Source organism: Variovorax sp. TLI9-5A (genome assembly GCF_056867935.1).
Window position 1 is genome coordinate 2444089 of sequence record NZ_CP200310.1, and the last position, 25693, is coordinate 2469781.

4 protein-coding genes are annotated in these 25693 nt (G+C 69.5%); 2 read left to right on the forward strand and 2 right to left on the reverse strand.

Features of this window, described 5'->3' with window-relative positions; translation table 11 throughout:
- Positions 1–35: 35 nt before the first annotated feature.
- Positions 36–3374 carry an amino acid adenylation domain-containing protein gene (locus AC1VNX_RS11700; protein ID WP_483156847.1) on the forward strand — a complete coding sequence of 1113 codons (3339 nt, stop codon included), beginning with the start codon at positions 36–38 and terminating at the stop codon, positions 3372–3374.
- Complete coding sequence (locus tag AC1VNX_RS11705; protein WP_483156848.1) at positions 3374–21871, forward strand: non-ribosomal peptide synthase/polyketide synthase; 18498 nt, start codon at positions 3374–3376, stop codon at positions 21869–21871. Before AC1VNX_RS11700 ends, AC1VNX_RS11705 begins: the two co-directional genes overlap by 1 nt.
- 112 nt (positions 21872–21983) lie before the next feature.
- On the opposite strand, the gene AC1VNX_RS11710 is transcribed toward AC1VNX_RS11705, so the two are convergent.
- The gene (locus tag AC1VNX_RS11710; RefSeq protein ID WP_483156849.1) at positions 21984–23204 is read right to left on the reverse strand and encodes a PepSY-associated TM helix domain-containing protein; all 1221 of its coding nucleotides are present in this window, start codon (positions 23202–23204) and stop codon (positions 21984–21986) included.
- Between the two features lie 14 nt (positions 23205–23218).
- A complete protein-coding gene (locus tag AC1VNX_RS11715; RefSeq protein WP_483156850.1) occupies positions 23219–25609 on the reverse strand; it encodes a TonB-dependent siderophore receptor in 2391 nt (796 codons plus the stop codon).
- Between the last annotated feature and the right edge of the window lie 84 nt (positions 25610–25693).

Sequence of the window (25693 nt, forward strand, 5' to 3'; positions counted from 1 at the left end):
CGCGCGCACTGCGCAGACCGACTCCTCTTCACCCCATGTCCATATCCGAAAAACTATCCGTTCACCGCGCCCGCCTCACGCCGGCGCAGCAAGCATTGCTGGCGAGCCGCCTGAAGGGGGCGGCGGCATCCGGAAGCCACGAGCCGGATGAGCCGGCGCTGGTGCGCAGCACCGACGCTGCCGAGCGCGCGGCGCTGTCCTTCGCGCAGCGCCGCCAGTGGTTCCTCTGGAAGCTGGACCCCGCCAGCACCGCGTATCACATCGCGGAAGGGCTGCGACTGCAGGGCGCGCTGGACATCGGTGCGCTCAGGGCCGCCTTCCAGGCGCTGGTGGCGCGGCACGAGTCGCTGCGCACGGTGTTCCGCGCCGGCGACGACGGCCTGGCCGAGCAGGTGGTGCTGCCCCGGCTCGAACTCGAAATTCCGCTCGTCGACCTGAGCAGCGCCCCCGAGGCGCTGCGCAGTGGCCTGGCCGGGGAGGCTGCCCGCGTGGTGAACCGCGAGCCCTTCGACCTGCTGCGCGGCCCGCTGCTGCGGGTGAGCGTGATCCGCGAGAGCGAGAAGGCGCACGTGCTGGTGGTGGTGATGCACCACATCGTGTCGGACGGCTGGTCGATGCAGATCCTGGTCGACGAGTTCGTGGCGCGGTACCGCGTGCTCTCGCAGGGCTCCGGCGACTCCGGCGGCGGCGCGCCCGGGCTGAAGCCATTGCCCGTGCAGTACGCCGACTACGCCGCGTGGCAGCGGCGCTGGCTCGATGCCGGCGAGCGCGAGCGGCAGCTCGCCTACTGGCGCGAACAGCTGGGCTCGCAGCAGCCGGTGCTGCAGCTTCCGGCGGACCACCCGAGGAAGGCCGAGGGCGGCTATACCGCCGCCAACCATGTCGTGATGCTGCCGGCACCGCTGGCGCAGGGGCTGCGCCGCCAGATGCAGGAGCGCGGCGCCACGTCCTTCATGCTGATGCTGGCGGGCTTCCAGGCGCTGCTGCACCGCTACACGGGGCAGGAAGACATCCGCGTGGGCGTGCCGGTGGCCAACCGCAACCGCGCAGAGACCGAAGGCGTCATCGGCTTCTTCGTCAACACGCAGGTGCTGCGCGCCGGCGTGCATGGCCGCATGCCGTTCGAGCAGCTGCTCGCGCGCACCCGCGAGGCGGCTCTGGGCGCGCAGGCTCACCAGGACCTGCCTTTCGAGCAACTGGTCGAAGCCCTGCAGCCCGAGCGCAGCATGGGCCATTCGCCGCTCTTCCAGGTGATGTTCAACTACCTGCGCGGCGGCTACGAGGCGCTGCGCACCCTGCCGGGCCTGACGATGGAAGGCTGTTCGCTCGGCGAGAAGGCCGCGCAGTTCGAGCTCACGCTCACCGTCGTCGAGGAGCCCGATGGCGCGATCAAGGCCGGCTTCGGCTATGCGCGGGAGCTGTTCGAGCCCGCCACCGTCGCGCGCATGGCCGGGCACTATCTGGCGCTGCTGCAGGCGCTGGTCGATGCGCCAACCGGCGCGGTGGGCGACGTGGAGCTGCACGACGAAGCCGTGCATGCGGCGCGCGGCCTGAACGCGCAGCGCTTTCCCGACGCGCAGCCCGTGCACCGGCAGATCGAACGGCAGGCGCGGCAGCGGCCCGACGCGGTGGCGCTGGTGTGCGGCACGCAGTCGCTGAGCTACGCGCAGCTCAACGAGCGCGCCAACCGGCTGGCCCACCGGCTGATCGCCTCGGGTGCGGCTCCCGAAACCAAGATCGGCGTCGTCATGGAGCGCGATGCCGACATGGTGGTGGCCGTGCTGGCGGTGCTGAAGTCGGGCGCGGCCTACGTGCCGCTCGACCCCGAGCATCCGCAGGACCGGCTCGCCTACATGACTGCCGACAGCGGCCTGTCGCTGCTGCTGACGCAGGCCGGCCTGCGCGAACGCATCGCGGGCGGCGACGCGGGCATCCGCGTGCTGGCGGTGGACCAGCTGGATCTGTCCGGCGAGCCGGCGCACGACCCGGACGTGCCGGTGCACGGCGAGCACCTGGCCTACGTGATCTACACCTCCGGCTCCACCGGCAAGCCCAAGGGCGTGATGGTGCGGCACGAGGCATTGGCGCATTTCATTCGAAGCATGCAGCAGGCGCCGGGCATGACGGCCGACGACGTGCTCGTGGCCGTCACTTCGCTGTCCTTCGATATCGCGGCGCTGGAGCTCTACCTGCCGCTGTCCTGCGGCGCGCGCATCGTGCTGGCCTCGCAGGACACGGTGCGCGACGGTCGCGCGCTGGCGCAGCTGGTCGAAAGCTGCGGCGCGACCGTGCTGCAGTCGACACCTGCTGGCTGGCGCTTGCTGCGCGCCGCCGGCTGGCCTTCGGCGCCGCTCTCGGGCTTCAAGGGCCTGTGCGGCGGCGAGGCCCTGCAGCCCGACTTGGCCGAGGACCTGCACGGCCTCGGCGTTGCGCTTTGGAACATGTACGGCCCGACCGAGACCACCATCTGGTCGAGCGCACAGCGCGTCGTGGACGGCCGGCCCGGCATCGGCGAGCCCATCGCCGCGACGCAGCTGCGCGTGCTCGACGCCGGTCTGCGGCCCGTGCCGCAGGGCGTGCCGGGTGAGCTCTACATCGGTGGCGTGGGCCTGGCGCGCGGCTACCTGCATCGTCCGGGGCTGAGCGCCGAGCGCTTCCTGGCCGACCCTTTCGACGAGGCCGGCGGCAGGCTCTATCGCACCGGCGACCTCGTGCGCTGGACTTCCGAGGGGCGCCTGCAGTACCTGAGCCGCGTGGACCACCAGATCAAGATCCGGGGCTTCCGCATCGAGCTCGGCGAGATCGAGACGCAGCTGCTCGCGCAGCCCGAGGTGCGCGAAGCCGTGGCCGTGGCGAAGGATGGCCCGGGCGGCGCACGGCTGGTGGCGTACGTTTCGCCGCAGGCCGGGCAGGAAGTCGATGCAGCCACGCTGCGCACGCGGCTGGCCCAGGCTCTGCCCGAATACATGGTGCCCTCGGCCATCGCCGTGCTGAGCGCACTGCCGCTGAACGTGAACGGCAAGGTCGATCGCAAGCAGTTGCCCGAGCTGGAGCCGGGCGCGCAGCAGGCCTACGAGCCGCCACAGGGCGATGCGGAGCAGGCGCTCGCCGCCATCTGGACGCAGGTGCTGGGCACCGGAAGGGTGGGGCGGCACGACAGCTTCTTCGACCTCGGCGGCCATTCGTTGCTGGCCGTGCAGCTGGTGGCGCGCGTGCAGGCCGAGATGCGGGCCGACATCGCCATCCAGGACGTATTTCGCAACCCCGTCCTGAAGGACATGGCGTTGCGCACCGGAGCTTCGGCAATGAAGGAGGGCGCGGACGACGCGCTCTCGGCCGTCGACTCCTTCATCGACAGTTTGGGAGAAGTTTGATGAGCAGCAGCAACAGCACGACGACAACGACACGACGCATCGCGGAACGCTTTGCGCAGTTGTCAGCGGCGCAGCGCCGTGCGGTGTTCCAGAAGATCCGCGCCGAGGGCCTGAGCATCGGGCAGTTTCCCATCGTCGCGGGCGCGGCCGAGTCGGGCGCGCCCGAGGCGCTGTCGTATGCGCAGCGCCGCCAGTGGTTCCTGTGGAAGCTCGATGCGGCGAGCACGGCGTATCACATCTGCGGCGGCCTGCGGCTGCAGGGCGCGCTCGATCTCGATGCGCTGAAGTCCGTCTTCCAGGCACTGGTGGCGCGCCATGCGTCGCTGCGCACGGTGTTCGCGCCCGCCGCCGACGGCCTCGCCGAGCAGGTGGTGGTGCCTTCGCTGGCGCTGGAGATTCCGCTGGTCGACCTGAGCGCTGCCGAGCCTTCCCGGCGCGAGGCGCTGGCTGCCGAGGCGGCCGCGCGCGTGAACGGCGAGCCCTTCGACCTCACCTGCGGCCCGCTGCTGCGCGTGGGCGTGATCCGACTGGACGCGCGCGAGCACGTACTGGTGGTGGTGGTGCATCACATCGTGTCGGACGGCTGGTCGATGCAGATCCTGGTCGACGAATTCATGGCGCTGTACGCCGCCGGTGTGCAGGGCGTGAAGAGCTTTGGGGCCGCGCTGCCTGCGCTGCCCGTGCGGTACGCCGACTACGCCGCCTGGCAGCGCCACTGGATGGAGGCCGGCGAGCGCGACAGGCAGCTCGCCTACTGGCAGGAGCAACTGGGCACGGAGCATCCGGTGCTGCAGCTGCCGACGGACCACCCCCGCAAGGCCGAAGGCGGCTATCGCGCCGCGCACCATGGCCTCGCGGTGCCACCGGCGCTGGCGGCCCGCCTGCAGCAGCGCGCGCAGGCGCAGGGCGCCACGCTCTTCATGGCGCTGCTGGCCGGCTTCCAGGCGCTGCTGCATCGCCACACCGCGCAGGACGACATCCGCGTGGGCGTTCCCGTGGCCAACCGCAACCGCGTGGAGACCGAGGGGCTGGTCGGCTTCTTCGTCAACACGCAGGTGCTGCGCAACCGCGTCGACGCGCGCATGCCGCTGCGCCAGGTACTCGAACAGGTAGTGCAGTCGGCGCTCGGCGCGCAGTCGCACCAGGACCTGCCCTTCGAGCAGCTCGTGGAGGCGCTGCAGCCTGAGCGCAGCATGAGCCACAGCCCGCTGTTCCAGGTGATGCTGAACTTCCAGCGCGAGGCCCGGAAGAGCGCGCAAGCCGGCGGCGATGCGCGCACGCTCCCCGGAATCTCGGCGCAGCCCTATGCATTGGGCGGGCAGTCTGCGCAGTTTGAGCTCACGCTCGATGCCGTGCAGGACGAGGCAGGCGAGGTGCGGCTGAAGTTCGTCTACGCCAGCGAGCTGTTCGACGCGGACACCATCGCGCGCATGGGCACGCACTACCTCGCGCTGCTCGAAGCGCTGGCGGACGACCCCGCGCGCACCGTGGGCGAGGTGCGCCTGCCGGGCGAGGCCGAATCCTCGCTGCTGGAGGAATGCAGCCGCGTGCGGCAGCCCGGCGTGGGCGCATCCGCGCGGCCGCTGCACGCGCTGATCGAGGCGCAGGCGCTGCAGCGCCCCGATGCGGTCGCGGTGACGTGCGAGAGCGCCGAGCTGCGCTACGTCGAACTCAACGAGCGCGCCAACCGGCTGGCGCACCGGTTGATCGCACTGGGAGTGAGGCCCGAGAGCCGCGTGGGCCTCGCGGTGGAGCGTTCGCTGGACATGGTGGTGGGCCTGCTGGCCATCCTCAAGGCCGGCGGCGCCTACGTTCCGCTGGACCCGCAGTACCCGCGCGACCGCCTCGCCTACATGGTGGAGGACAGCGGCATCTCGCTGCTGCTCACGCAGGCCGCCGTGCGCGGCAGCATCGATGCGCGCGAAGGCTTGTGCGTGCTCGAACTCGACACGCTCGACCTCGCGGAGGAATCCACTTCCAACCCGGGCGTGGCGGTGCATGCCGACAACCTCGCCTACGTGATCTACACCTCGGGCTCCACCGGCCGGCCCAAGGGCGCGCAGCTCTGCCATCGCAACGTCGCGCGCCTGCTCGACGCGACGCAGCCCTGGTTCGACTTCGGCCCCGAGGACGTGTGGACGATGTTCCATTCCTACGCCTTCGACTTCTCTGTGTGGGAGATCTTCGGCGCGCTGTGCACCGGCGGCCGGCTGGTGGTGGTGCCCTACTGGGTCAGCCGCTCGCCGGGCGACTTCCTTGCGCTGCTGCGCGCGCAGAAGGTCACGGTGCTCAACCAGACGCCCTCGGCCTTCGGCCAGCTCATCCATGCGCCGGCGTTGGACGAGGGCGAACGCCTTTCGTTGCGCTGCGTGATCTTCGGCGGTGAGGCGCTGGAGCCCGAGAGCCTGCGTCCGTGGATGGACCGCTACGGCGACGACAACCCGAAGCTCGTCAACATGTACGGCATCACCGAGACGACGGTGCACGTGACCTACCGGCCCATCACGCGGGCCGACCTGGAGGAGGGGCAGCGCAGCCCCGTGGGCATCGCCATTCCCGACCTCGGCATGCACGTGCTCGACGGCGGGCTCGAGCGGCTGCCCGTGGGCGTACCCGGCGAGCTGTACGTGGAGGGCGCGGGCCTGGCGCGCGGCTACGGCAACAGGGCGGGGCTGAGCGCGGAGCGCTTCATCGCCAATTCTTTTAGCCGTGCCGGCGAGCGGCTCTACCGCACCGGCGACCTGGTGCGCTGGCGGGCCGACGGGCAGCTGGAGTACCTGGGGCGCATCGACCACCAGGTGAAGATCCGGGGCTTCCGCATCGAGCTCGGCGAGATCGAGGGACAGCTGCTCGTCCAGCCCGGCGTGCGCGAGGCGATCGTGCTGGCCAAGGAGGGGCCGGGCGGCGCCCGGCTGGTGGCCTACGTGTCGCCGCAGGCGGGCGCGCAGGTCGACGTGAACGCACTCAAGTCCGGCCTGGGCTCGGTGCTGCCCGAGTACATGGTGCCCGCCGCCTGGGTGGCGATGCCGCAGGGGTTGCCGCTCAATGCCAACGGCAAGGTCGACCGCAAGGCGCTGCCCGAGCCGGAGCGTGCCGGCGCGAACGACTACGAGGCGCCCCAGGGGGCGGCCGAGGAAGCGCTGGCGGCCATGTGGGCCGAGGTGCTGGGCGTGGAGCGCGTGGGCCGCAACGACAGCTTCTTCGAGCTCGGCGGCCATTCGTTGCTGGCGATCCAGCTGCTGGAGCGCATGCGGCGCGACGGCTGGAGCGTGGAGGTGCGCACGCTGTTCCAGAAACCCCGGCTCGCGGATTTCGCGCAGGCCCTGGCACCCGTGGGCGAAAAGGCCGCGCCTGCCGTCGAAGTGCCCGACAGCCGCATTCCCGAAGGCTGCGAGGCCATCGAGCCCGGCATGCTCGGGCTGGTCGAGCTGCAGCCTGCACACCTGCGCGCCATCGAGGCCGAGGTGCCGGGCGGCGCGGCCAACATCCAGGACATCTATCCGCTTGCGCCGCTGCAGGAAGGCATCCTGTTCCACCACATGATGCAGGCCGAGGGCGACGTCTATGTCAATTCCTTCCTGCTGGGCTTCGACAGCCGGGAGCGGCTCGTTGCCTTCGTCGATAGCCTCAACGAGGTCATCGCGCGCCACGACATCCTGCGCACGGCGGTGCTGTGGGAGGGCCTGCCCGAGCCGGTGCAGGTGGTGCATCGCCGCGCCGGCCTGCAGGTGCAGTGGCTGGAGGCGGATGCGAACGAGGACGTCGCCGCGCGGCTGGGCGCATACGTCGATCCCGCGCGCTTCCGCATCGACGTGCGCCGCGCGCCGATGCTGCGCGCCATCGGCGCGCATGACCCTGCGAACGGCCGCTGGCTGCTGCAGGTGCCCAGCCACCATCTGGCGCTTGACCACGCTTCGGAAGAAGTGCTGGTCGAGGAGATCGCGCTGATCCTGCGGGGCCGGCGCGACGCGCTGCCCGCGCCCGTTCCCTTCCGCCGCTTCGTCGCGCAGGCGCGTCTGGGCGCCAGCCCGGCCGAGGCCGAGAAGTTCTTCACCACCATGCTCGGCGACGTTGCCGAGCCGACGGCACCCTTCGACCTGCTCGACGTGCGCGGCACCGGCAGTGAGCTGGCGGAGGCCCGCCTGCTGCTCGACGCCGGCACCTCGGCCTCGCTGCGCCAGCAGGCGCGCGCGGCCGGCGTGAGCGCGGCCACGCTGTTCCACCTGGCGTGGGCGCTGGTGCTGGCCAAGACCACCGGGCGCGACGACGTGGTGTTCGGCACCGTGCTGTTCGGCCGCATGCAGGGCGGCGAGGACGCCGGGCGCGCGCTGGGCATGTTCATCAACACGCTGCCGCTGCGCGTGCGGCTGGGCACGCGCGACGTGGCCGCCTGCGTGCGCGAGACGCACGCCGCGCTCACCGGCCTGCTGCACCACGAGCACGCCCACCTGTCGATGGCGCAGCGCTGCAGCGGGCTGCCCAAGGGCACGCCGCTTTTCTCCACGCTGCTCAACTACCGCCACATCGCGCACCGCGAGCTCGACGCGGCCCACGAGGCCGCCTGGGGCGGTATCGAGAACCTGGGCTTCAAGGAGTCTTCGAACTACCCGTTCGCGATGTCGGTGAACGACCGGGCCGACGGCTTCGAGCTGATCGCGCAGGTCGATGCCTCGGTGGGCGCGCAGCGCGTGTGCGACTACATGCAGGCCGCGGTGCGCCGCCTGATCGACGCCATGGCCTCGGGTGACGGCCGCCCGGCGGCGGCCTTCGAGCTGCTTTCCGCTCGCGAGCGCGAAAGCCTCGCCGTATGGGGCGCGAACGTGCCGGCCTGGCCCGACGCAGAGCCCGTGCACCGGCTGGTCGAGCGCCAGGCCGAGGTGCGCCCGGAGGCGACCGCGCTGATCTTCGGCGAGCAGCAATACAGCTACGCGGAACTGAACCTGCGCGCCAACCGCCTCGCGCACCGGCTCGTCGCGATGGGCGTGAAGCCCGAGACCCGGGTCGGCCTCGCGGTGCGCCGCTCGGCCGACATGGTCGTCGCGCTGCTGGCCATACTGAAATCGGGCGGCGCCTACGTGCCGCTGGACCCGACCTATCCGGCGGACCGCCTGGCCTACATGGTCGAAGACAGCGGCATCGCGCTGCTGCTCACGAACAGCGAGGCCGGACGGCGGATCGCGGCACCGCGCAGCCTGGCGCTCGACACGCTGGACCTGGCGGCCGAGCCTTCGCACAATCCGGCCGTGCCGGTGCACGGCGAGAACCTGGCCTACCTGATCTACACCTCGGGCTCCACCGGCAAGCCCAAGGGCGTGGCGGTGGCGCACGCGCCGCTGTCGATGCACGTGCAGTCCATCGGCGAGGCCTACGGTATGACGCCGGAAGACCGGGAGCTGCAGTTCGCCTCCATCAGCTTCGACGGCGCGCACGAGCGCACCTGGGTGCCGCTGGTCTTCGGCAGCGCGCTGATGCCGCGCGACGAGGAAGTCTGGTCGGTGGAGCGCACCTGCGCCGAGATCGCGCGGCACGGCATCACCATCGCCTGCTTCACGCCGAGCTACCTGCACCAGATCGCCGAGCTCATGGGCGAGGCGGCCAGCCGGCTGCCCATCCGCTCGTACACCGTCGGCGGGGAGGCGATGCCGCGCACCAGCTTCGAGCTGGTGCAGTCGGTGCTGCGTCCGCCGCGCATCATCAACGGCTACGGCCCGACCGAGACGGTGATCACGCCGATGATCGCGAAGGCCGAGAACGGCGCCGGCTTCGACTGCGCCTACATGCCCATCGGCCGGTTGATCGGCGACCGCACCGCATACGTGCTCGACGCGAGCCTGTCGCTGGTGCCGCCGGGCGTGGCCGGCGAGCTCTATCTCGGCGGGCAGGGGGTCGCGCGCGGGTATCTCAACCGTGCCGGGCTGAGTGCCGAGCGCTTCGTGGCCGACCCGTTCGACGACCGGGGAGGGCGGCTGTACCGCACCGGCGACCTGGTGCGCTGGGGCGCCGACGGCCAGATGGAGTACCTGGGCCGCATCGACCACCAGGTCAAGATCCGCGGCTTCCGCATCGAGCTGGGCGAGGTCGAGGCGCAACTGCTCGCGCAGCCCGAGGTGCAGGAGGCCGTGGTGGTGGCGCGCAAGGGCTCGAAAGGCGCGAGCGGTGCGCGGCTTGTGGGCTACGTGTCGGCGCTGCCGGGAGCGCAGGCCGACGCGCAGGCGCTGCGCGAACGGCTGGGGCAGGTGCTGCCCGACTACATGGTGCCCGCCGCGATCGTGGTGATGGATGCGCTGCCGCTCAACGGCGCGGGCAAGGTGGACCGCGCCGCGCTGCCGGAACCCAGCTTCGCCGCGGCCGGCCAGCACGAGGCCGCGCGGGGCGAGGTCGAGCAGATGCTCGCGGCCGCCTGGTCGGCTGTGCTGGGCGTGGAGCAGGTGGGACGCGACGACAACTTCTTCGAGCTGGGCGGCGACTCCATCCTGAGCCTGCAGATCGTCGCGCGGGCGCGGCAGGCGGGCTGGAAGCTCACGCCGCGCCAGCTCTTCGAGCGCCAGACGGTGGCGCAGCTGGCAGCCGTGGCGCAGCCGGTGGAAGCGACCGGGCAGGCCGGCCATGCGGCGGCGGAGGGCGAGGTGCCGCTGCTGCCGATCCAGGCCGCCTTCTTCGCGCAGCAGATGCCTTCGCGCCACTGGAACCAGGCCGTGCTGCTGCAAAGCCGCGAGCCGCTGAATCCGGCCGCGCTCGAACAGGCGCTGGCCGCGCTGGTACGCCAGCACGACAGTCTGCGCCTGCGCTTCAAGCAGGACGCCGGGGGCGCATGGCGGCAGGCGTACGCGCCGCTGTCCGAATGCGAAGCGCAGAACGTGCTGTGGGTGCGCCAGGCCGCCGACGTGGCGGAGATCGAGCGCCTGTGCGACGAGGCGCAACGCAGCCTCGACATCGGTCGCGCTCCGTTGATCCGCGCGCTGGCCATCGAGGTGAAGGACGGCAGCTGGCGACTGCTGCTGGCCATCCACCACCTCGCGGTCGACGGCGTGTCGTGGCGCATCCTGCTGGAAGACCTGCAGGCGGCCTACGAGCAATGCCGTGCGGGCTATCCCGTGGCGCTGCCCGCGAAGACCAGCAGCTACAAGGACATGGCGCTCGCGTTGCAGGCCCATGCCGCCGCGCGCGAGGCCGAACTCGGCTTCTGGCGGTCGCTGGCCGGAACGCCGGTCGCGCTGCCCTGCGCTCATCCCGAGGCCGGCAACCTCACGGCCGACATGGCGAGCGTCGAGCTGCGCCTGGACCGCGCCCGTACGCAGGCCCTGCTGAAGGACGCGCCGGCGGCCTACCGCACGCAGGTCAACGACCTGCTGCTGACCGCGCTGGGCCGCGCGCTGTGCGCCTGGGGCGGCCACGAGTCGATCCTGGTCGACCTGGAAGGCCATGGCCGCGAGGACCTGTTCGAGCACATCGACCTCACGCGCACCGTGGGCTGGTTCACCAGCCTGTTCCCGGTGGCGATCGAACCACTGGGCGAACCCGGCGAGGCGATCCGGCGCGTGAAGGAAAGCCTGCGCCGCATTCCGGACAAGGGCCTGGGTTTCGGCGTCTTCAGGCACATGGGCACCGAGGCACAGCAGCAGGCGCTGCAGGCGCTTCCGCAGGCGCGCGTCGTCTTCAACTACCTGGGCCAGTTCGACGGCAGCTTCGACGAGCAGGCGCTGTGGGTGCCGGCGGAAGAGTCGGCGGGCGCGTCGGTGGACGAGGGCATACCGCGCGAGCATGAGTTCTCCGTCAACGGACAGGTCTATGACGGCGAACTGGCCCTGAGCGTCAGCTACAGCCGTGTCCGCCACGAGACCACTGAAGTGCGCGGCTGGGTGGAGCGCTTCAAGGCCGAGCTGGAGGCGCTGATAGCGCACTGCACCAGTGGCGCGATGGGCGTCTCGCCCTCGGATTTCCCGCTGGCGAAGGTCAGCCAGGCGCAGCTCGACCGCCTGCCCGTGCCGTGCAGCGAGCTCGCGGATCTGTACGCACTCTCGCCGATGCAGCAGGGCATGCTGTTCCACAGCCTCTACGAGCCGCGAGGCAGCGCCTACGTCAACCAGCTCCGGGTGGACGTCGACGGACTGGACGTTGCCCGCTTCCGGCAGGCGTGGCAGGCGGCGCTGTCGCGCCACGACATCCTGCGCAGTGGCTTCCTTACGGAAGGCAAGGCGCCCGCGCAGTGGGTGGTGCGGCACGCCGAGGTGCCGCTGACGGTGCTCGACGGGCCCGATGCGCCCCGATCCGTGAGCGCACTCGATGCGCTCGCACAGGCAGAGCTGGCGCGCGGCTTCGACCTTGCGCGTCCGCCGCTGATGCGGCTCGTGCTGGTGCGCACCGGCGCGCACTGCCACCACATGTTGTGGACCGTGCACCACCTGCTGCTGGACGGCTGGAGCACATCGCAGCTGATGGGCGAAGTGCTGCGGCACTACGATGGCCAGGAGCTGCCGGCACCGGGCGGGCGCTACCGCGACTACATCGAATGGCTGCAGGGGCGCGATGCGAACGAAAGCGAGCGCTACTGGCGGGGGCAGGTCGGCCTTCTGGATGCACCCACGCGCTTGGCGGCAACCTTGCCAAGGCCTGCGCATGACGGCGCGCGCACGGGGCAGTCGGTGCACGACGGTGAACTCGACGCCGCCGGCATGCAGCGGCTGACACAGGTTGCGCGCCGCGAGCGCGTCACGGTCAACACCATGGTGCAGGCGGCCTGGGCGCTGCTGCTGGGTCGCTACACCGGCCAGCAGCATGTGGTGTTCGGCGCCACGGTGGCCGGCCGCTCGACGGAGCTGCCGGGCTCGGCGCAGATGCTGGGCCTTTTCATCAACACCTTGCCGATGGTGGCTTCTCCGCGCGCCGACAGGCCGGTGGGTGAATGGCTGCGCGAGCTGCAGGCTCGCAACCTTGCCTCCCGCGAGCACGAGCACACGCCGCTGTATGAAATCCAGCGCTGGGCCGGGCAGGGTGGCCAGGGCCTCTTCGACAGCATCGTGGTGTTCGAGAACTACCCCGTCGACCAGGCGCTGAAGGAGCAAGCACCCGGCGGGCTGGTGTTCGGCGAGGTGCAGAACCGCGAAGAGACCAACTATCCGATGACGGTCACCGTGCACGGCGGGCAGACCTTGTCGCTGGCTTTCCACTACGCGCGTGACCAGTTCGACGATGCGGCGGTATCCGCGATGGCGAAGCATCTGCTGGCGCTGCTGCAGGCTCTGTGCGGTGATCCGGCACGGGCTCTGGGTGATATACAGCTGCTGGCGGATGAAGCGGCCGCTGGCATGCGAGCGCTCGGAGAAAACCTGCCGCACCGCGCCTATGCGGAGCCGGTGCACCGGCTGATCGGCCTGCAGGCGCAACGCACCCCCGACGCGGTGGCGCTGGTGTTCGGCGATGCCTCGCTGAGCTACGCGCAACTCGACGCGAAGGCGAACCGCCTCGCGCACCGCCTGATCGCGCTGGGCGTGAAGCCCGACACCAAGGTCGGCATCGCGGTCGAGCGCAGCATCGAGATGGTGGTGGGCCTGCTGGGCATCCTCAAGGCCGGTGGCGCCTACGTGCCCATCGACCCCGAGTACCCGAGAGACCGCATCGCCTACATGCTCGAGGACAGCGGCGTCGCGCTGCTGCTCACCCAGAGCCACGTCGTGCCGGGCATTCCGCTTCGCGAGGGCGTGCAGGCCATCGAGCTGGACCGGCTGGACCTGGAAGCCGGCCCGAGCGTCGACCCCGGCGTGCCCCTGCACCGCGAACACCTCGCCTACGTCATCTACACCTCCGGCTCCACCGGCCGGCCCAAGGGCGCGGCCAACCGGCACCTGTCGCTGTACAACCGCCTCGCGTGGATGCAGGACGCCTATTCGCTGGGCGAAGCCGACACCGTGCTGCAGAAGACCCCCTTCAGCTTCGACGTGTCGGTGTGGGAATTCTTCTGGCCGCTGATGCAGGGCGCGCGCCTGGTGGTGGCCCGACCGGGCGATCACCGCGAGCCGGCGAAGCTGGTCGAGCTGATCCGCCAGCACCAGGTCAGCACCATCCACTTCGTGCCCTCCATGCTGCAGGCCTTCGTGGCCCATGAGGGCATCGAGGCCTGCACCAGCCTGAAGCGCATCGTGTGCAGCGGCGAGGCCCTGCCCGCCGAGGCGCAGGCCAGGGTGTTCGAGCGCCTGCCCGGTGCGGGCCTGTACAACCTGTACGGCCCCACGGAGGCGGCCATCGACGTCACGCACTGGACGTGCAGGCCCGATGGACGCAACCACGTCGCCATCGGCCGCCCGATCGCGGGCACGAAGACCTACGTGCTCGACGATGGCTTGAACCTCGCGGCCCAGGGTTTGCCGGGCGAGCTGTACCTCGGCGGCATCGGCCTGGCGCGGGGCTACCTGGACAAGGCAGGCCTGAGCGCCGAGCGCTTCGTCGCGGACCCGTTCGGCGGCGCCGGAGAGCGGCTGTACCGCACGGGCGACCTGGTGCGCTGGAGGGAGGACGGAGAGCTCGAATACCTGGGGCGCATCGACCATCAGGTGAAGATCCGGGGCTTGCGCATCGAGCTGGGGGAGATCGAGGCGCAGCTGCTGGCGCAGCCGGGGGTGCGCGAGGCGGTGGTGGTGGCGCAGCAGGCGGCGGGCGGTGCGCGGCTGGTGGCGTATGTCTCGGGCGCGGCCGCGCAGGCCATGGACGCGGCGATGCTGAAGGCGAAGCTGCTGGAGAAGCTGCCCGAGTACATGGTGCCGGGGCCGATCGTGGTGCTCGACGCGCTGCCGCTGAACGCCAACGGCAAGGTGGATCGCAAGGCACTGCCGCTGCCTGAAGCGCAGGGCGCGGACGCCTATGAGGCGCCTGCCGACGAGACCGAGCGCGCGCTGGCCTCCATCTGGGCAGAAGTGCTCGGCGCGCAGCGTGTGGGCCGGAACGACAACTTCTTCGAGCTCGGTGGCCACTCGCTGTTGGCGATCCAGTTGCTGGAGCAGGTCCGCCGGCTGGGCTGGGACGCCGAGGTGCGCACGCTCTTCCGCAAGCCGCGTCTCGCGGACTTCGCACAGGCGCTGGCCGAGGCGCGCGGCTCGGTACAGCGCAAGGTGGATGTGCCTGCCAATGCGATTCCGCAGGGATGCACCTCCATCGCGCCCGAGATGCTCACGCTGGTGGAGCTCGACGCCGTACAGGTCGCGCGCATCGAGGCGGCGGTGCCCGGCGGCGCGGCCAACATCCAGGACGTATATCCGCTTGCGCCGCTGCAGGAGGGCATCCTGTTCCATCACCTGCTGCAGACGCAGGGCGATGCCTATATCACGCCTTGCCTGCTGAGCTTCGACAGCGAAGCGAGGCTGGTTCGCTTCGTGGAGAGCTTCAACGAGGTCATCGCACGCCACGACATCCTGCGCACCGCGGTGCACTGGGAGCAGCTGGAAGAGCCCGTGCAGGTGGTGCAGCGGCATGCCGAACTGCGGCTGCAGTGGCTGCACGAGGTCGAAGGCGAAGGCGGGGCTGAGGGTGATGTGGCCGGGCGCCTCGACGCCTGCGTCGACCCCGCCCGCCACCGCATCGACGTACGTCGGGCGCCGATGATCCGCGCCGTGGCCGCGCACGACGCCCCGGGCGGACGCTGGTTGCTGCAACTGCCCTGCCATCACCTGGTGATGGACCACACGACGGTCGAGCTCATCATCGACGAGATCGCACTCATCCAGCAGGGCCGGCACCAAGAGTTGCCGGTGCCCATGCCATTCCGCCGCTACGTGGCGCAGGCACGGCTGGGTGTGAGCCGTGCCGAGCACGACGAATTCTTCCGCCGGATGCTGGCGGACGTGGAGGAGCCGACCGCTCCCTTCAACATGCTCGACGTGCAAGGCGACGGCAGCGCCGTGGAGGAGGTTCGCCTCGCGCTGCCGGACGAGCTGTCGGCCCGACTGCGCCGGGAGGCCCAGCGCCACGGCGTGGGCGCCGCGGCGTTGTTCCATCTGGCCTGGGCCCTGGTGCTGGCAAGGACCACGGGCCGGGACGACGTGGTGTTCGGCACCGTGCTGTTCGGCCGCATGCAGGGCGGCGAGGGGGTCGAGCGTGCACTGGGTATGTTCATCAACACCCTGCCGCTGCGCATACGCATCGGCGGACGGGGAGTGGCCGAGTGCCTGCGCCAGACACATGCGCTTCTGACCGACCTGGTTCACCATGAGCACGCAAGCCTTTCGCAGGCGCAGAAATGCAGTGGTCTGGCCGGCGGCGTGCCGCTGTTCTCGGCCTTGCTCAACTATCGCTACACCCCCAAGGCGGAGCAGGGCGCCGGTGTGGCATCCGGTTGGGAAGGCATCGAGGTGATAGGTGGCGAGGAGCGCACGAACTATCCGTTCTCCATGGCGGTGGACGACCAGGGCACGGGCTTCGCGCTGGCTGCCCAGGTGGTGCGCGGCATCGGTGCGGAGCGCTTCTGCGACTACATGCATGCAGCGCTGCGTGGGCTGGCGGAAGCGCTGGCGCAGCGGCCGTCGCAGCGTGTGCTGTCCGTCGACGTACTGGCAGACGGCGAACGGCAACGCCTGCAGGCGCTGGGCGACAACAGGCTGCGCTACGCCGGCGCACCGCCCGTGCACCGCCTGATCGAGCAGCAGGCTCGGCAACGGCCTGATGCCGTAGCGCTGGCGTGCGGCACGCGGTCGCTGAGCTACGCGCAGCTCAACGAGCGCGCCAATCGATTGGCCCATCGATTGATCGCCTCGGGCGTGACGCCCGAAAGCAAGGTCGGCATCGCCGTGTCGCGCAATGCGGACATGGTGGCCGGCGTGCTGGCAGTGCTCAAGTCGGGGGCGGCCTATGTGCCGCTGGACCCGGAATACCCGCAGGACCGCCTTGCCTACATGGTGGAGGACAGCGGCCTGTCGCTCCTGCTCACCCAGAGCCATCTGGAGCATCGTCTGGCGGGCACGCCGATGCTGGTGCTCGACCAGCTGGAGCTGTCCGGCGAGCCTGCGCACGACCCGGACGTGCCGGTGCACGGCGAGCACCTCGCCTATGTGATCTACACCTCCGGCTCCACTGGCAAGCCCAAGGGCGTGATGGTGCGGCACGAGGCGCTGGCACATTTCATTCTTGGCATGCAGCAGGCGCCGGGCATGACGGCCGACGACGTGCTCGTGGCCGTCACGTCACTGTCCTTCGACATTGCGGCGTTGGAGCTCTACCTGCCGCTGTCCTGCGGCGCGCGCATCGTGCTGGCTTCCCAGGAAACGGTGCGCGACGGCCGCGCGCTGGCGCAGCTGGTCGAAAGCTGCGGCGCGACCGTGCTGCAGTCGACACCTGCTGGCTGGCGCCTGCTGCGCGCCGCCGGCTGGCCTTCGGCGCCGCTCTCGGGCTTCAAGGGCCTGTGCGGCGGCGAGGCCCTGCAGCCCGACTTGGCCGAGGACCTGCACGGCCTCGGCGTCGCGCTTTGGAACATGTACGGCCCGACCGAGACCACCATCTGGTCGAGCGCGCAGCGCGTCCTCGGCGATGCGCCGAGCATCGGCGAAGCCATTCCTGATACCCGACTGCTGGTGCTCGATGCCGACCTGCAGCCTGTGCTGCAGGGCGTGGCGGGCGAGCTCTACATCGGCGGCGTGGGCCTGGCGCGCGGCTACCTGCATCGCCCGGGGCTGAGCGCCGAGCGCTTCCTGGCCGATCCCTTCGGAACGGGCGGCGGGCGCATCTATCGCACCGGCGACATGGTGCGCTGGACCTCCGAGGGTCGGCTGCAGTACCTGAGCCGTGCGGACCACCAGATCAAGATCCGGGGCTTCCGCATCGAGCTCGGCGAGATCGAGGCGCAGCTGCTCGTACAGCCTGAGGTGCGAGAAGCGGTGGTGGTGGCGAAGGAAGGGCCGGGCGGCGCCCGGTTGGTGGCCTACGTTTCGCTGTCGTCCGACGCGGACCCGCAGTTGCTGAAGGAGCGCCTGTCCCAGGTGCTGCCCGATTACATGGTGCCCGCGAGCATCGTCGTGCTGCCGGCGCTGCCGCTGAACATGAACGGCAAGGTCGATCGCAAACAGCTGCCCGACCCCGAGCCGGCCGCCGAGACCGTCCACGAGGCCCCGCAGGGCGCGATAGAAGAGGCGTTGGCCGCCATATGGCAGCAGGTGCTCGGCGCGGAAAAGAGAATCGGCCGCCACGAGAACTTCTTCGAGCTGGGCGGCGATTCCATCCTGAGCCTGCAGATCGTCACGCGCGCGCAACGCGCGGGCTGGACGATAACGCCCCGGCAGCTGTTCGAGCACCAGAGCATTGCCAGGCTCGCCCTGGTGGCGCAAGCCTGCGACACGAACGACGCGCGGCGCCCGCCTCTGCAGCAGCAGCGCGGCAAGCCGCAAGACTTCCTGCCGGCGGACATGCTGGCGAGCCTGCCTTTCGCGGTGGACGAGATCGAGGACATCTACCCGCTTGCGCCCACGCAGGAGGGCATGTTCTTCCACTCGATGGAGGCACCGGGTTCGGGCCTCTATGTGAACCAGCTCAGCGTGGAGATCGGCAACGTCGACCCGCAGCGCTTCGCGCGCGCCTGGGAAGCGATGGTGGCCCGCCACGCGATGCTGCGCACGGCCTTCCTCTGGCAGGCCGGCATGAAGCGCCCGCTGCAGCTGGTGCTGAGGCAGGCACCGGCGCAAGCCGTGCAGCTCACGCAGCTCGACTGGCGCGGCAGTGCCGACGCGCAGCTGCGCCTGGCCGAGCACGCCCGGCAGGAACTGATGCGTCCCGTGGACTGGCTGCAGCCTCCTCTGGCCCGCGTGAGCCTGATCCGGCTCGCGGACGACCGGCATCAACTGGTCTGGACGCACCACCACATCCTGTCCGATGGCTGGACCGACTCGCGCCTGCTGGGCGAATGGCTGGCCTGCTATGCGGGCGAGACGCCGTACTCGGCCCTGCCCGAGTACGGGGACTACGTGCGCTGGCTGCAGCGCCAGGATGCCGGTGCCGCCGAGGCTTTCTGGAAGTCCGAGCTTGCGCAGCACGACGGCCCGACGCTGCTGTCCGAGCCGGGTCGCGAGGCCGTCGACGGCGCGCGAGATGGTTTCGAGAAAATCTACACGCGCCTTTCGGCCGACGAAACGGCCGCGCTGCAGCGCTTCGCGCAGCGCGAGCGCGTGACGATGAACACACTGGTGCAAGCCGCATGGGCGTTGCTGCTGCAGCGCCACACAGAGCGCGACCATGTGATCTTCGGCGCCACGGTTGCAGGCCGGCCGGCGACCCTGCCGGGTTCGGAGGACATGATGGGCCTCTTCATCAACACCATTCCCGTGGCGGTGTCGGCCCGGCCGCACCAGCCGGTGGGCGACTACCTGCGCTCGGTGCAGGAGCGCAACCTGCGCGCCCGGGAGTACGAGCACTCGGCCCTGGCGGACATCCAGCGCTGGGCCGGTTCGGCCGGCCGGCCGCTGTTCGACAGCATCGTGGTGTTCGAGAACTTCCCGGTCGATCGCGCGATGAAGCAGCTCGACCGTTTCGGCCTGCAGTTCGGTGAGGCAGCCGGCGGCGGGCTGACGGGCTACGCGATGGACCTGCAGGTCACCGTGGGCGAGGTGCTGGAGATCGAATACTGTTATGCGCGAGCGTCCTTTGCCGATGTCGCCGTGCGTGCGCAACGCCAGCAGATGGAACACCTGCTGCGTCGCATGACCACCGATGCCGCACGCCCGGTGGGAGAGTTGGGCTGGCTTGACGCTCCGCTGGAGACGGCGGTGCTCGCGCTGGGTTGCACTGAGCACGTCCGTGCGCTCGAGGCACAGGCCGGGTGCGATCGCACCATGGTGCACAGGCTCATCGAGGCGCAGGCCCGGCAGCGGCCCGACGCCATCGCGTTGCTGCTGGGCGACGACGAGATGAGCTACGCGCAGCTCAACGCGCGCGCCAATCGGCTTGCCAATCATCTGGGGGCGCTCGGCGTGGGGCCTGACCGGCTGGTGGGCGTGGCGCTGGAGCGCTCGCTCGATACCATCGTCGCGTTGCTGGCGGTGTTGAAGGCGGGCGGCGCCTACGTGCCGCTCGACGCGGCCTATCCGGCGGACCGGCTGGCCTACATGCTGAGCGACAGCGGCGCGATGCTGCTGGTCACGCAGCGCAGCGTGCTGCCGCGCCTGCCGGAAACGGCGGTGCCGCAACTGCTGATCGACGAACTGGCGCCCGGCATGCTCGATGCGCTGAGCGATGTCGATCCGCAGCCAGCCGTGGGCGTGGACAACCTCGCCTACGTCATTTACACCTCGGGCTCGACGGGCATGCCTAAGGGCGTGGCCGTTACGCACGGCCCACTGGCCATGCACTGCCTGGCCACTGCAGACATCTACGGGCTGAACTCGCATTCGTGCGAGCTGCATTTCATGTCGTTCTCGTTCGACGGGGCGCATGAACGCTGGCTCACGCCGCTTTGCGTGGGCGCGGGACTCGCGCTACGCGACAACGAGCTGTGGACCGCCGAACAGACTTACGAAGCGCTGCACCGCTACGGCGTGACGACGGCCGCGTTCCCGCCCGCGTACCTGAACCAGATCGCGGACTGGGCAGCGCCGCGCGACGACGCGCCGCCGGTCGAGCTCTACGTGTTCGGCGGCGAGGCCATGCCCAAGGCCGCCTACGACAAGGTGCGCACGCACCTGAAGCCGCGGATGCTCATCAACGGCTACGGGCCGACGGAGACAGTGGTCACTCCCCTGATCTGGCGTATCGAGGCCAGCCGGACCTTCGACTGCGCCTATGCGCCCATCGGGCGCCCGGTGGGCGAGCGCACGGCCTATGTGCTGGATGCCGACATGCAAGCCGTGCCCGAAGGCGTGCCGGGCGAGCTCTACATCGGCGGCTACGGCCTGGCGCGCGGCTATCTCGGACGCAGCGCGCTGACGGCCGAGCGTTTCGTGGCCGATCCGTTCGGCGGCGCGGGCGAGCGCTTGTACCGCACCGGCGACCTCGTACGCTGGATGGCCGACGGCAACGTCGAATACCTGGGCCGCGTGGACAACCAGGTGAAGGTGCGGGGCTTCCGCATCGAGCTGGGAGAGATCGAGGCGCGGCTGCTCGCTGCGCAGGGCGTGAGGGAAGCGGCTGTTGTCACGCACGACGGCGCGGCGGGGCGGCAGCTCGTGGCCTACGTGGTTGCTGATGGCGGCGAAGTCCCGCCGCAGTGGCCGCAGCAGATCCGTCAGCAGCTGGGCGCTCAGTTACCCGACTACATGGTGCCCTCGCAGGTCGTGGCCCTGGCGAAGCTGCCCCGGCTGGTAAGCGGCAAGCTGGACCGCCGTGCGCTCCCGGCGCCCGAGGCCGAAAGCACCGCGCGCGTGCATGTGCCGCCTTCGACACCCCAGGCCGAGCAGCTCGCGCAGATCTGGCAGCAGGTGCTGGGCGTTGCGCAGGTGGGCGAGACCGACAACTTCTTCGAGCTCGGCGGCGATTCGCTGTTGAGCCTGAAGGTGATTGCGCAGGTTCGCCGTCTGCGTGATCCGAAGCTCGACTTCAAACTGCGCGACCTTATGCGCTGGCCGACCATTGGCAGCCTGTTGCACGCGATGGAGGCGACGCAGGCGACAGGGCATTCCGATACCAGCCTGGTCGCGCTCAACGGCGAGAGCCACGGCGGTGTTCCGGCGCTCTTCTGCATTCATGCAGGCATGGGAACCGTGTTCGATTACCGCCCGCTGGCGCAACGCCTGCAAGGCGTGCGCGCCGTCTACGGCCTGCCGTGCCGCTCACTCACCGACGCCACGCATCGCGATGTGTCGATCGGGCAGATGGCTGCGGACTATGGCGCCATGATCCGCAAGGCGCAGCCTGAGGGGCCGGTTCATCTGCTGGGGTGGTCGTTGGGCGGCACGCTCGCGGCGGCCATGGCCGCATGGTTCGAGGCGCGCGGGGAGGCGGTGGCGTTCCTGGGGATGGTCGATCCGTATGTGCCGATGGAGGCCAACCGGGCGTTGCCGCATGCCCCGGCGCATGATGCTTCAGCCGGTAAGGATGAAGGATGGAGAGACTTTGTCGACTTCGTCTCGATCGCGTTGCCTGATATCCGGCCTGAATCGGTGCTCGCGGATCGCCAAGGCGTCGCGCTCGATGAAGCGGCAGCGGCCGCATCGCTGGAAGGACTGCTCTCGCAGATGCGGGCGCAGGGAGAAGGGGCCGACGGAGCGGACACGGCTGCCGGTTACGCCGCCCTTGGCAGCCAGGAGCTCGCGCGAATCTTCACTGTGGCACGGCACCTCAAGGCGCTGTCGCTGCAGACCGGCGCGCTGCCGGCGCTGCGGTGCCGAGCGGATTGCTGGTGGATCGCACGGCGCGCGGCAGAGCATCGCGATGAGCTGGCGCGCCAGCTCGACCAGGCGATACCGGTGGACAGGGAGCTGGTGCTGGGGCACTTCGAGATCGTGCGCAGCGCAGCATTGCTGGATGAGATCGCAGCCGCGCTTGCAGCGGCTGCGCGCGATCCGCAGGCCCGCCAGCATCGAGAGGCGGCTTGATCGGGGTTGAATGAAGAACTGGCGCTCTTCCCGAGGGAGAGCGCCAGTCTGGCGAAACGAGGCTAAAAAAGAGAGAGAAGGAGGGAGGGGAAAAAGAGCCGTTCGAACCGGCTCAGGCAGCGACGGCTGCGCTTCTTGCGGGCTGCAGACTTGCTGCCCGCATCTGTGCACGCCGTTTGCGCATCCAGATGATCACGCCGGTCGCACTGAGCATTGCCACTCCCAGGCCCATGAGCGAGATCATGATCCGCCCCGGCAAGCCGAGGATACGGCCCGAGTGCAGGGGGAACTGCGCCTGCAGGAAGATGTCGCCTGCAGTGCCGGTGCCCGGTATGTTGGTGCCGGCCAGCGCGCCGGTGCGCCCGTCGATGTAGAGCCAGGGGTTGCCAAGCCCGCCGTCGCCATGGTCCTGGCCAGGCTCGAAGAAGCCCACGCCATAGATGCCGTGGCGCGCGGAGTAGAAGATTCCGCCCGGCGGCGCGGTCCAGCCCCGGCTCGTGGCATCGGACTGGGCCAGCGCGATGGCGCGCTCGCGGGTGATCGAGGGCTCGATCGGCTGGTTCAGCGGTGCAGCCGTGCGGGTGGAGAAGACGTTGGGCGTCAGCGGCGAGAAGAACGACACCACCGGACGCATGATCTGGTCGCCGAGGTTCATGGAGATCGACGTCGTCGCAAGGATCAGCAGCAGCGCCCAGACCCAGACGCCCCCCGAGCGGTGAAGGTCGAAATTGAGCTTGTGCCCGCCCTGGCGCCAGCGGAAGGCGAAGGACTTGCGCCACGACTTGCGGCTGGGAAACGAGAGCCACAGCGCGATGAAGCAGTCGAGCGTCCAGACGATGGCGACCAGGCCCATCAGCCACATGCCGAACTCGATGTCCCACCGGTCGGGGATGTGCAGGCTGTAATGCAGCTTGTAGAGAAAGGGCAGCAGGTTCTCGCGCGAAAGCGAAATGGCGCCCCACTCGCGCGTGCCCTGCACGAGACCGGTCGCGGGGTCGAGCGCCATCTGGTTGAAGCCCGGCTCGAACAGCTGGCCGGTGGCCGGGTTCACGCGCGCGTCGACCGACATCGACAGCGTGTGGCCCGGTTCGATGAACAGGGGCAGGTAGTTCACCCGCACGCGCGGCTCGGACGCCTCCACCCGGCGCGCGAGTTCGAGCGGCGGGATGGGCGACTGTGTGGCGCCGCTCTTCGCGTCGAACAGCACGGGGTTGAGCCATTCGTCGAGTTCGTGATCCCACGAGATCACCGCGCCGGTGAGGCCGGAGACGAACAGGAACAGCGCGGCGAACAGCCCCGCCCAGCGATGGAAGATGCCGAATGCCGCGCGCATGTCCGTCAGACTGCTCAGAACTGGACCTGGGCCGAGAACGCGATGCTGCGCGGCGCGCCGACGTAGTAGCTGTTGAGCCAGTAGCTCTTGTTGGTCACGTTGCTCACGTTCAGGCGCAGCGTCAGCGGTTTGCCCGAGACCTTGGTGGCGTAGCGCATGCCGATGTCTGCGGTGGTCACGGCCGGCAGGCGGTCGGTGTTGGCCGCGTTGGCCCACTGCTTGCCGGTGTAGTAGATGCCGCCGGTCAGGCTAAGGCCTGGAACGGGGAGCTCGTACTCGGAGTAGATCTTGGCGACGACCTTCGCCACGTTCATCGGCGCATTGCCGTTGTAGTCGGAGCCCTTCACCTTGGCGTCGAGTGCGGTGATGCCACCCACCACGGTCCACTTGTCGGCGATCTTGCCCGAGGCGTTGAACTCGATGCCCTTGTGGTTCTGGCGGCCGGCCTGGGTGTAGACGTTGTTGCTGTCGGTGAATTCGTAGGCCTTCTCGATGTCGAAGAGCGCCGTGGTCAGCAGCATGTTGCCGACGGTGGCCTTGATGCCGATCTCCTTCTGCCGGCTGACCATCGGGGCCAGGATGGAGCCGTAGTTGCTGGCGGTGTCCGGCGCGATGCCGCCTTGTTCCAGGCCTTCGAGGTAGCTGGCGTAGGCGGTGAGCCAGGGCACCGGCTTGTACATGAGCGAGATCGAGGGCGAATTGCGGCTCTTGTCGTAGTTGGGCTGCGACAGGGCTCCGGTGGAGTCGAGCGATTCGGTGCGAATCGTGCTGTGGTTCACGCCCACGAGCATCGACCACTGGTCATTGAACTGGATGTTGTCGCCAATGACGTAGTTGGAATTGACCACGCGGCCCGAGTAGTAGGGGGCGGAGAGGCTCGGTGGGAAATAGGGCTCGGGCACGTAGGTCGGCGTGTTGAAGGGGTAGGGCCCTTGCCAGCCGGTGTTGGGGCTGCTGCGTGTGCTCCACGAGCGGTCGGAGTACATGTAGTAGCCGAGGGTCAGCTTGTGCCCGACCGGGCCGGTGTTGAAGCTGATGTCGGCCAGCGCGGAGCCAGCGTCGAAAGTGTCCTTGGTGCGGCCCGAGCGGATGCGGATCTGGTTGTAGCCCTCGTTCGAGGACACGCTGTTCATCGTGTGGTCCTGGATCGGACGGTCGATGTTGTCGCGCATGTAGGCTGCGCGCAGCGTGACGTTGTCGTTGAGCCGGTAGGTCGCCTTGCCCATGAGCTTGGTGTTCTCGAATTCGTCGCGCACCCAGGGTTGACCCCAGTTCTTCCTGGCGTCGGGCGCACGGCCGTGCGGTACGCCATCGAAGAACCAGTAGGCGGAGGTGCCGGAGGTGCGGTACTTGTTGTAGACCGCGTTGAACTCGAGCAGGAGCCTGTCGGTCACCTGCCAGTCGACCGCGGCGCTGACCAGCGTGCGGTTGATCTTCTGGTCGTCGATGGCGGTGCCGCCTTCCTGCTTGACGACATTCAGCCGATAGCCTGCGCGGCCGGCCTCGTCGAAGCGGCCGCCGAAGTCGCCATGCACATAGCCTTGGCTGCCGCCGTAGTTGCCTACCGTGACGCTGTTGAGGCGCTCGATCGTCGGGCGCTTGTAGACATAGTTGATCATCCCTCCGGGCGAGGCCGCGCCGTAGAGGAAGCCAGAGAGACCGTTCAGGATCTCGACGCGCTCCTTGTCTTCGAGCACGGCCGCGTGGTTGTAGACGCGGCGCAGGCCGTCTTCGGCGATGTTCGATCCTTCGAAGCCGCGGATGCTCACCAGAGGGCTCCAACTCGTGATCTGCGGCGTGGACGTACGGGTGGAGGCGTTGAGCTTGTAGATGTCGTCGGGAGATTGAGCCTGGATGTTCTGCATCAGCTCGCGCGGGACCACGCTGACGGAATAGGGCGTGTCCTGCAGGTTCATGCTGCCGAGAGGGCCGACCGACGACAGGGTCTTGGCGCGGTAGCCGTCGGTGGCGCTACCGTCTTTCTGCAGTGCGGCGGACGAATCGGAATCGAGCGAGGCAGTGACCAGCACCTGCGGCAGGGTCTTGCCGGAATCGCCGGTGATCCCGGAGCGGATCACATAGGCGCCGCCCTCGCGCGAGGCGCTCAGGCCGCTGCCGGAGAGGAGCCTGTCGAGCGCCTGCTGGAAGGTCAGCCGCCCCGAGATGGCTGGCGCGCTGATGCGTGAGACCACTTCGCCCGAGGCCAGCACCTGGGTGCCCGTCTGCCGCGACAACTCGTTCAACGCCGCCGCCAGCGGCTGCGCGGGCACGCGGATGTCGAAGGTCGGCGCGGCCGCCTGTTCGGACGCCTGGGCGGAAGCAAGGCTGCTCCAGCTGACGAAGGTGGTTCCGAAGGCAGCGGCAAGCGCGGCGCTCAGAAGGCGATGGCGAGGCGAAGAACGCATGGGTCAGGGCTCCAGGTCAAGTAAATGCGACGTATTCGTACTTTTGGACGCCATGGCTCGCGAAAAAACCGCAGCCTTGGCGTT

Bases quoted from the DNA above. Each gene is read 5' to 3' on its own strand.
- AC1VNX_RS11705 (WP_483156848.1), top strand. From the start codon at position 3,374: ATGAGCAGCAGCAACAGCACGACGACAACGACACGACGCATCGCGGAA.
- AC1VNX_RS11715 (WP_483156850.1), bottom strand. From the start codon at position 25,609: ATGCGTTCTTCGCCTCGCCATCGCCTTCTGAGCGCCGCGCTTGCCGCT.
- AC1VNX_RS11710 (WP_483156849.1), bottom strand. From the start codon at position 23,204: ATGCGCGCGGCATTCGGCATCTTCCATCGCTGGGCGGGGCTGTTCGCC.
- AC1VNX_RS11700 (WP_483156847.1), top strand. From the start codon at position 36: ATGTCCATATCCGAAAAACTATCCGTTCACCGCGCCCGCCTCACGCCG.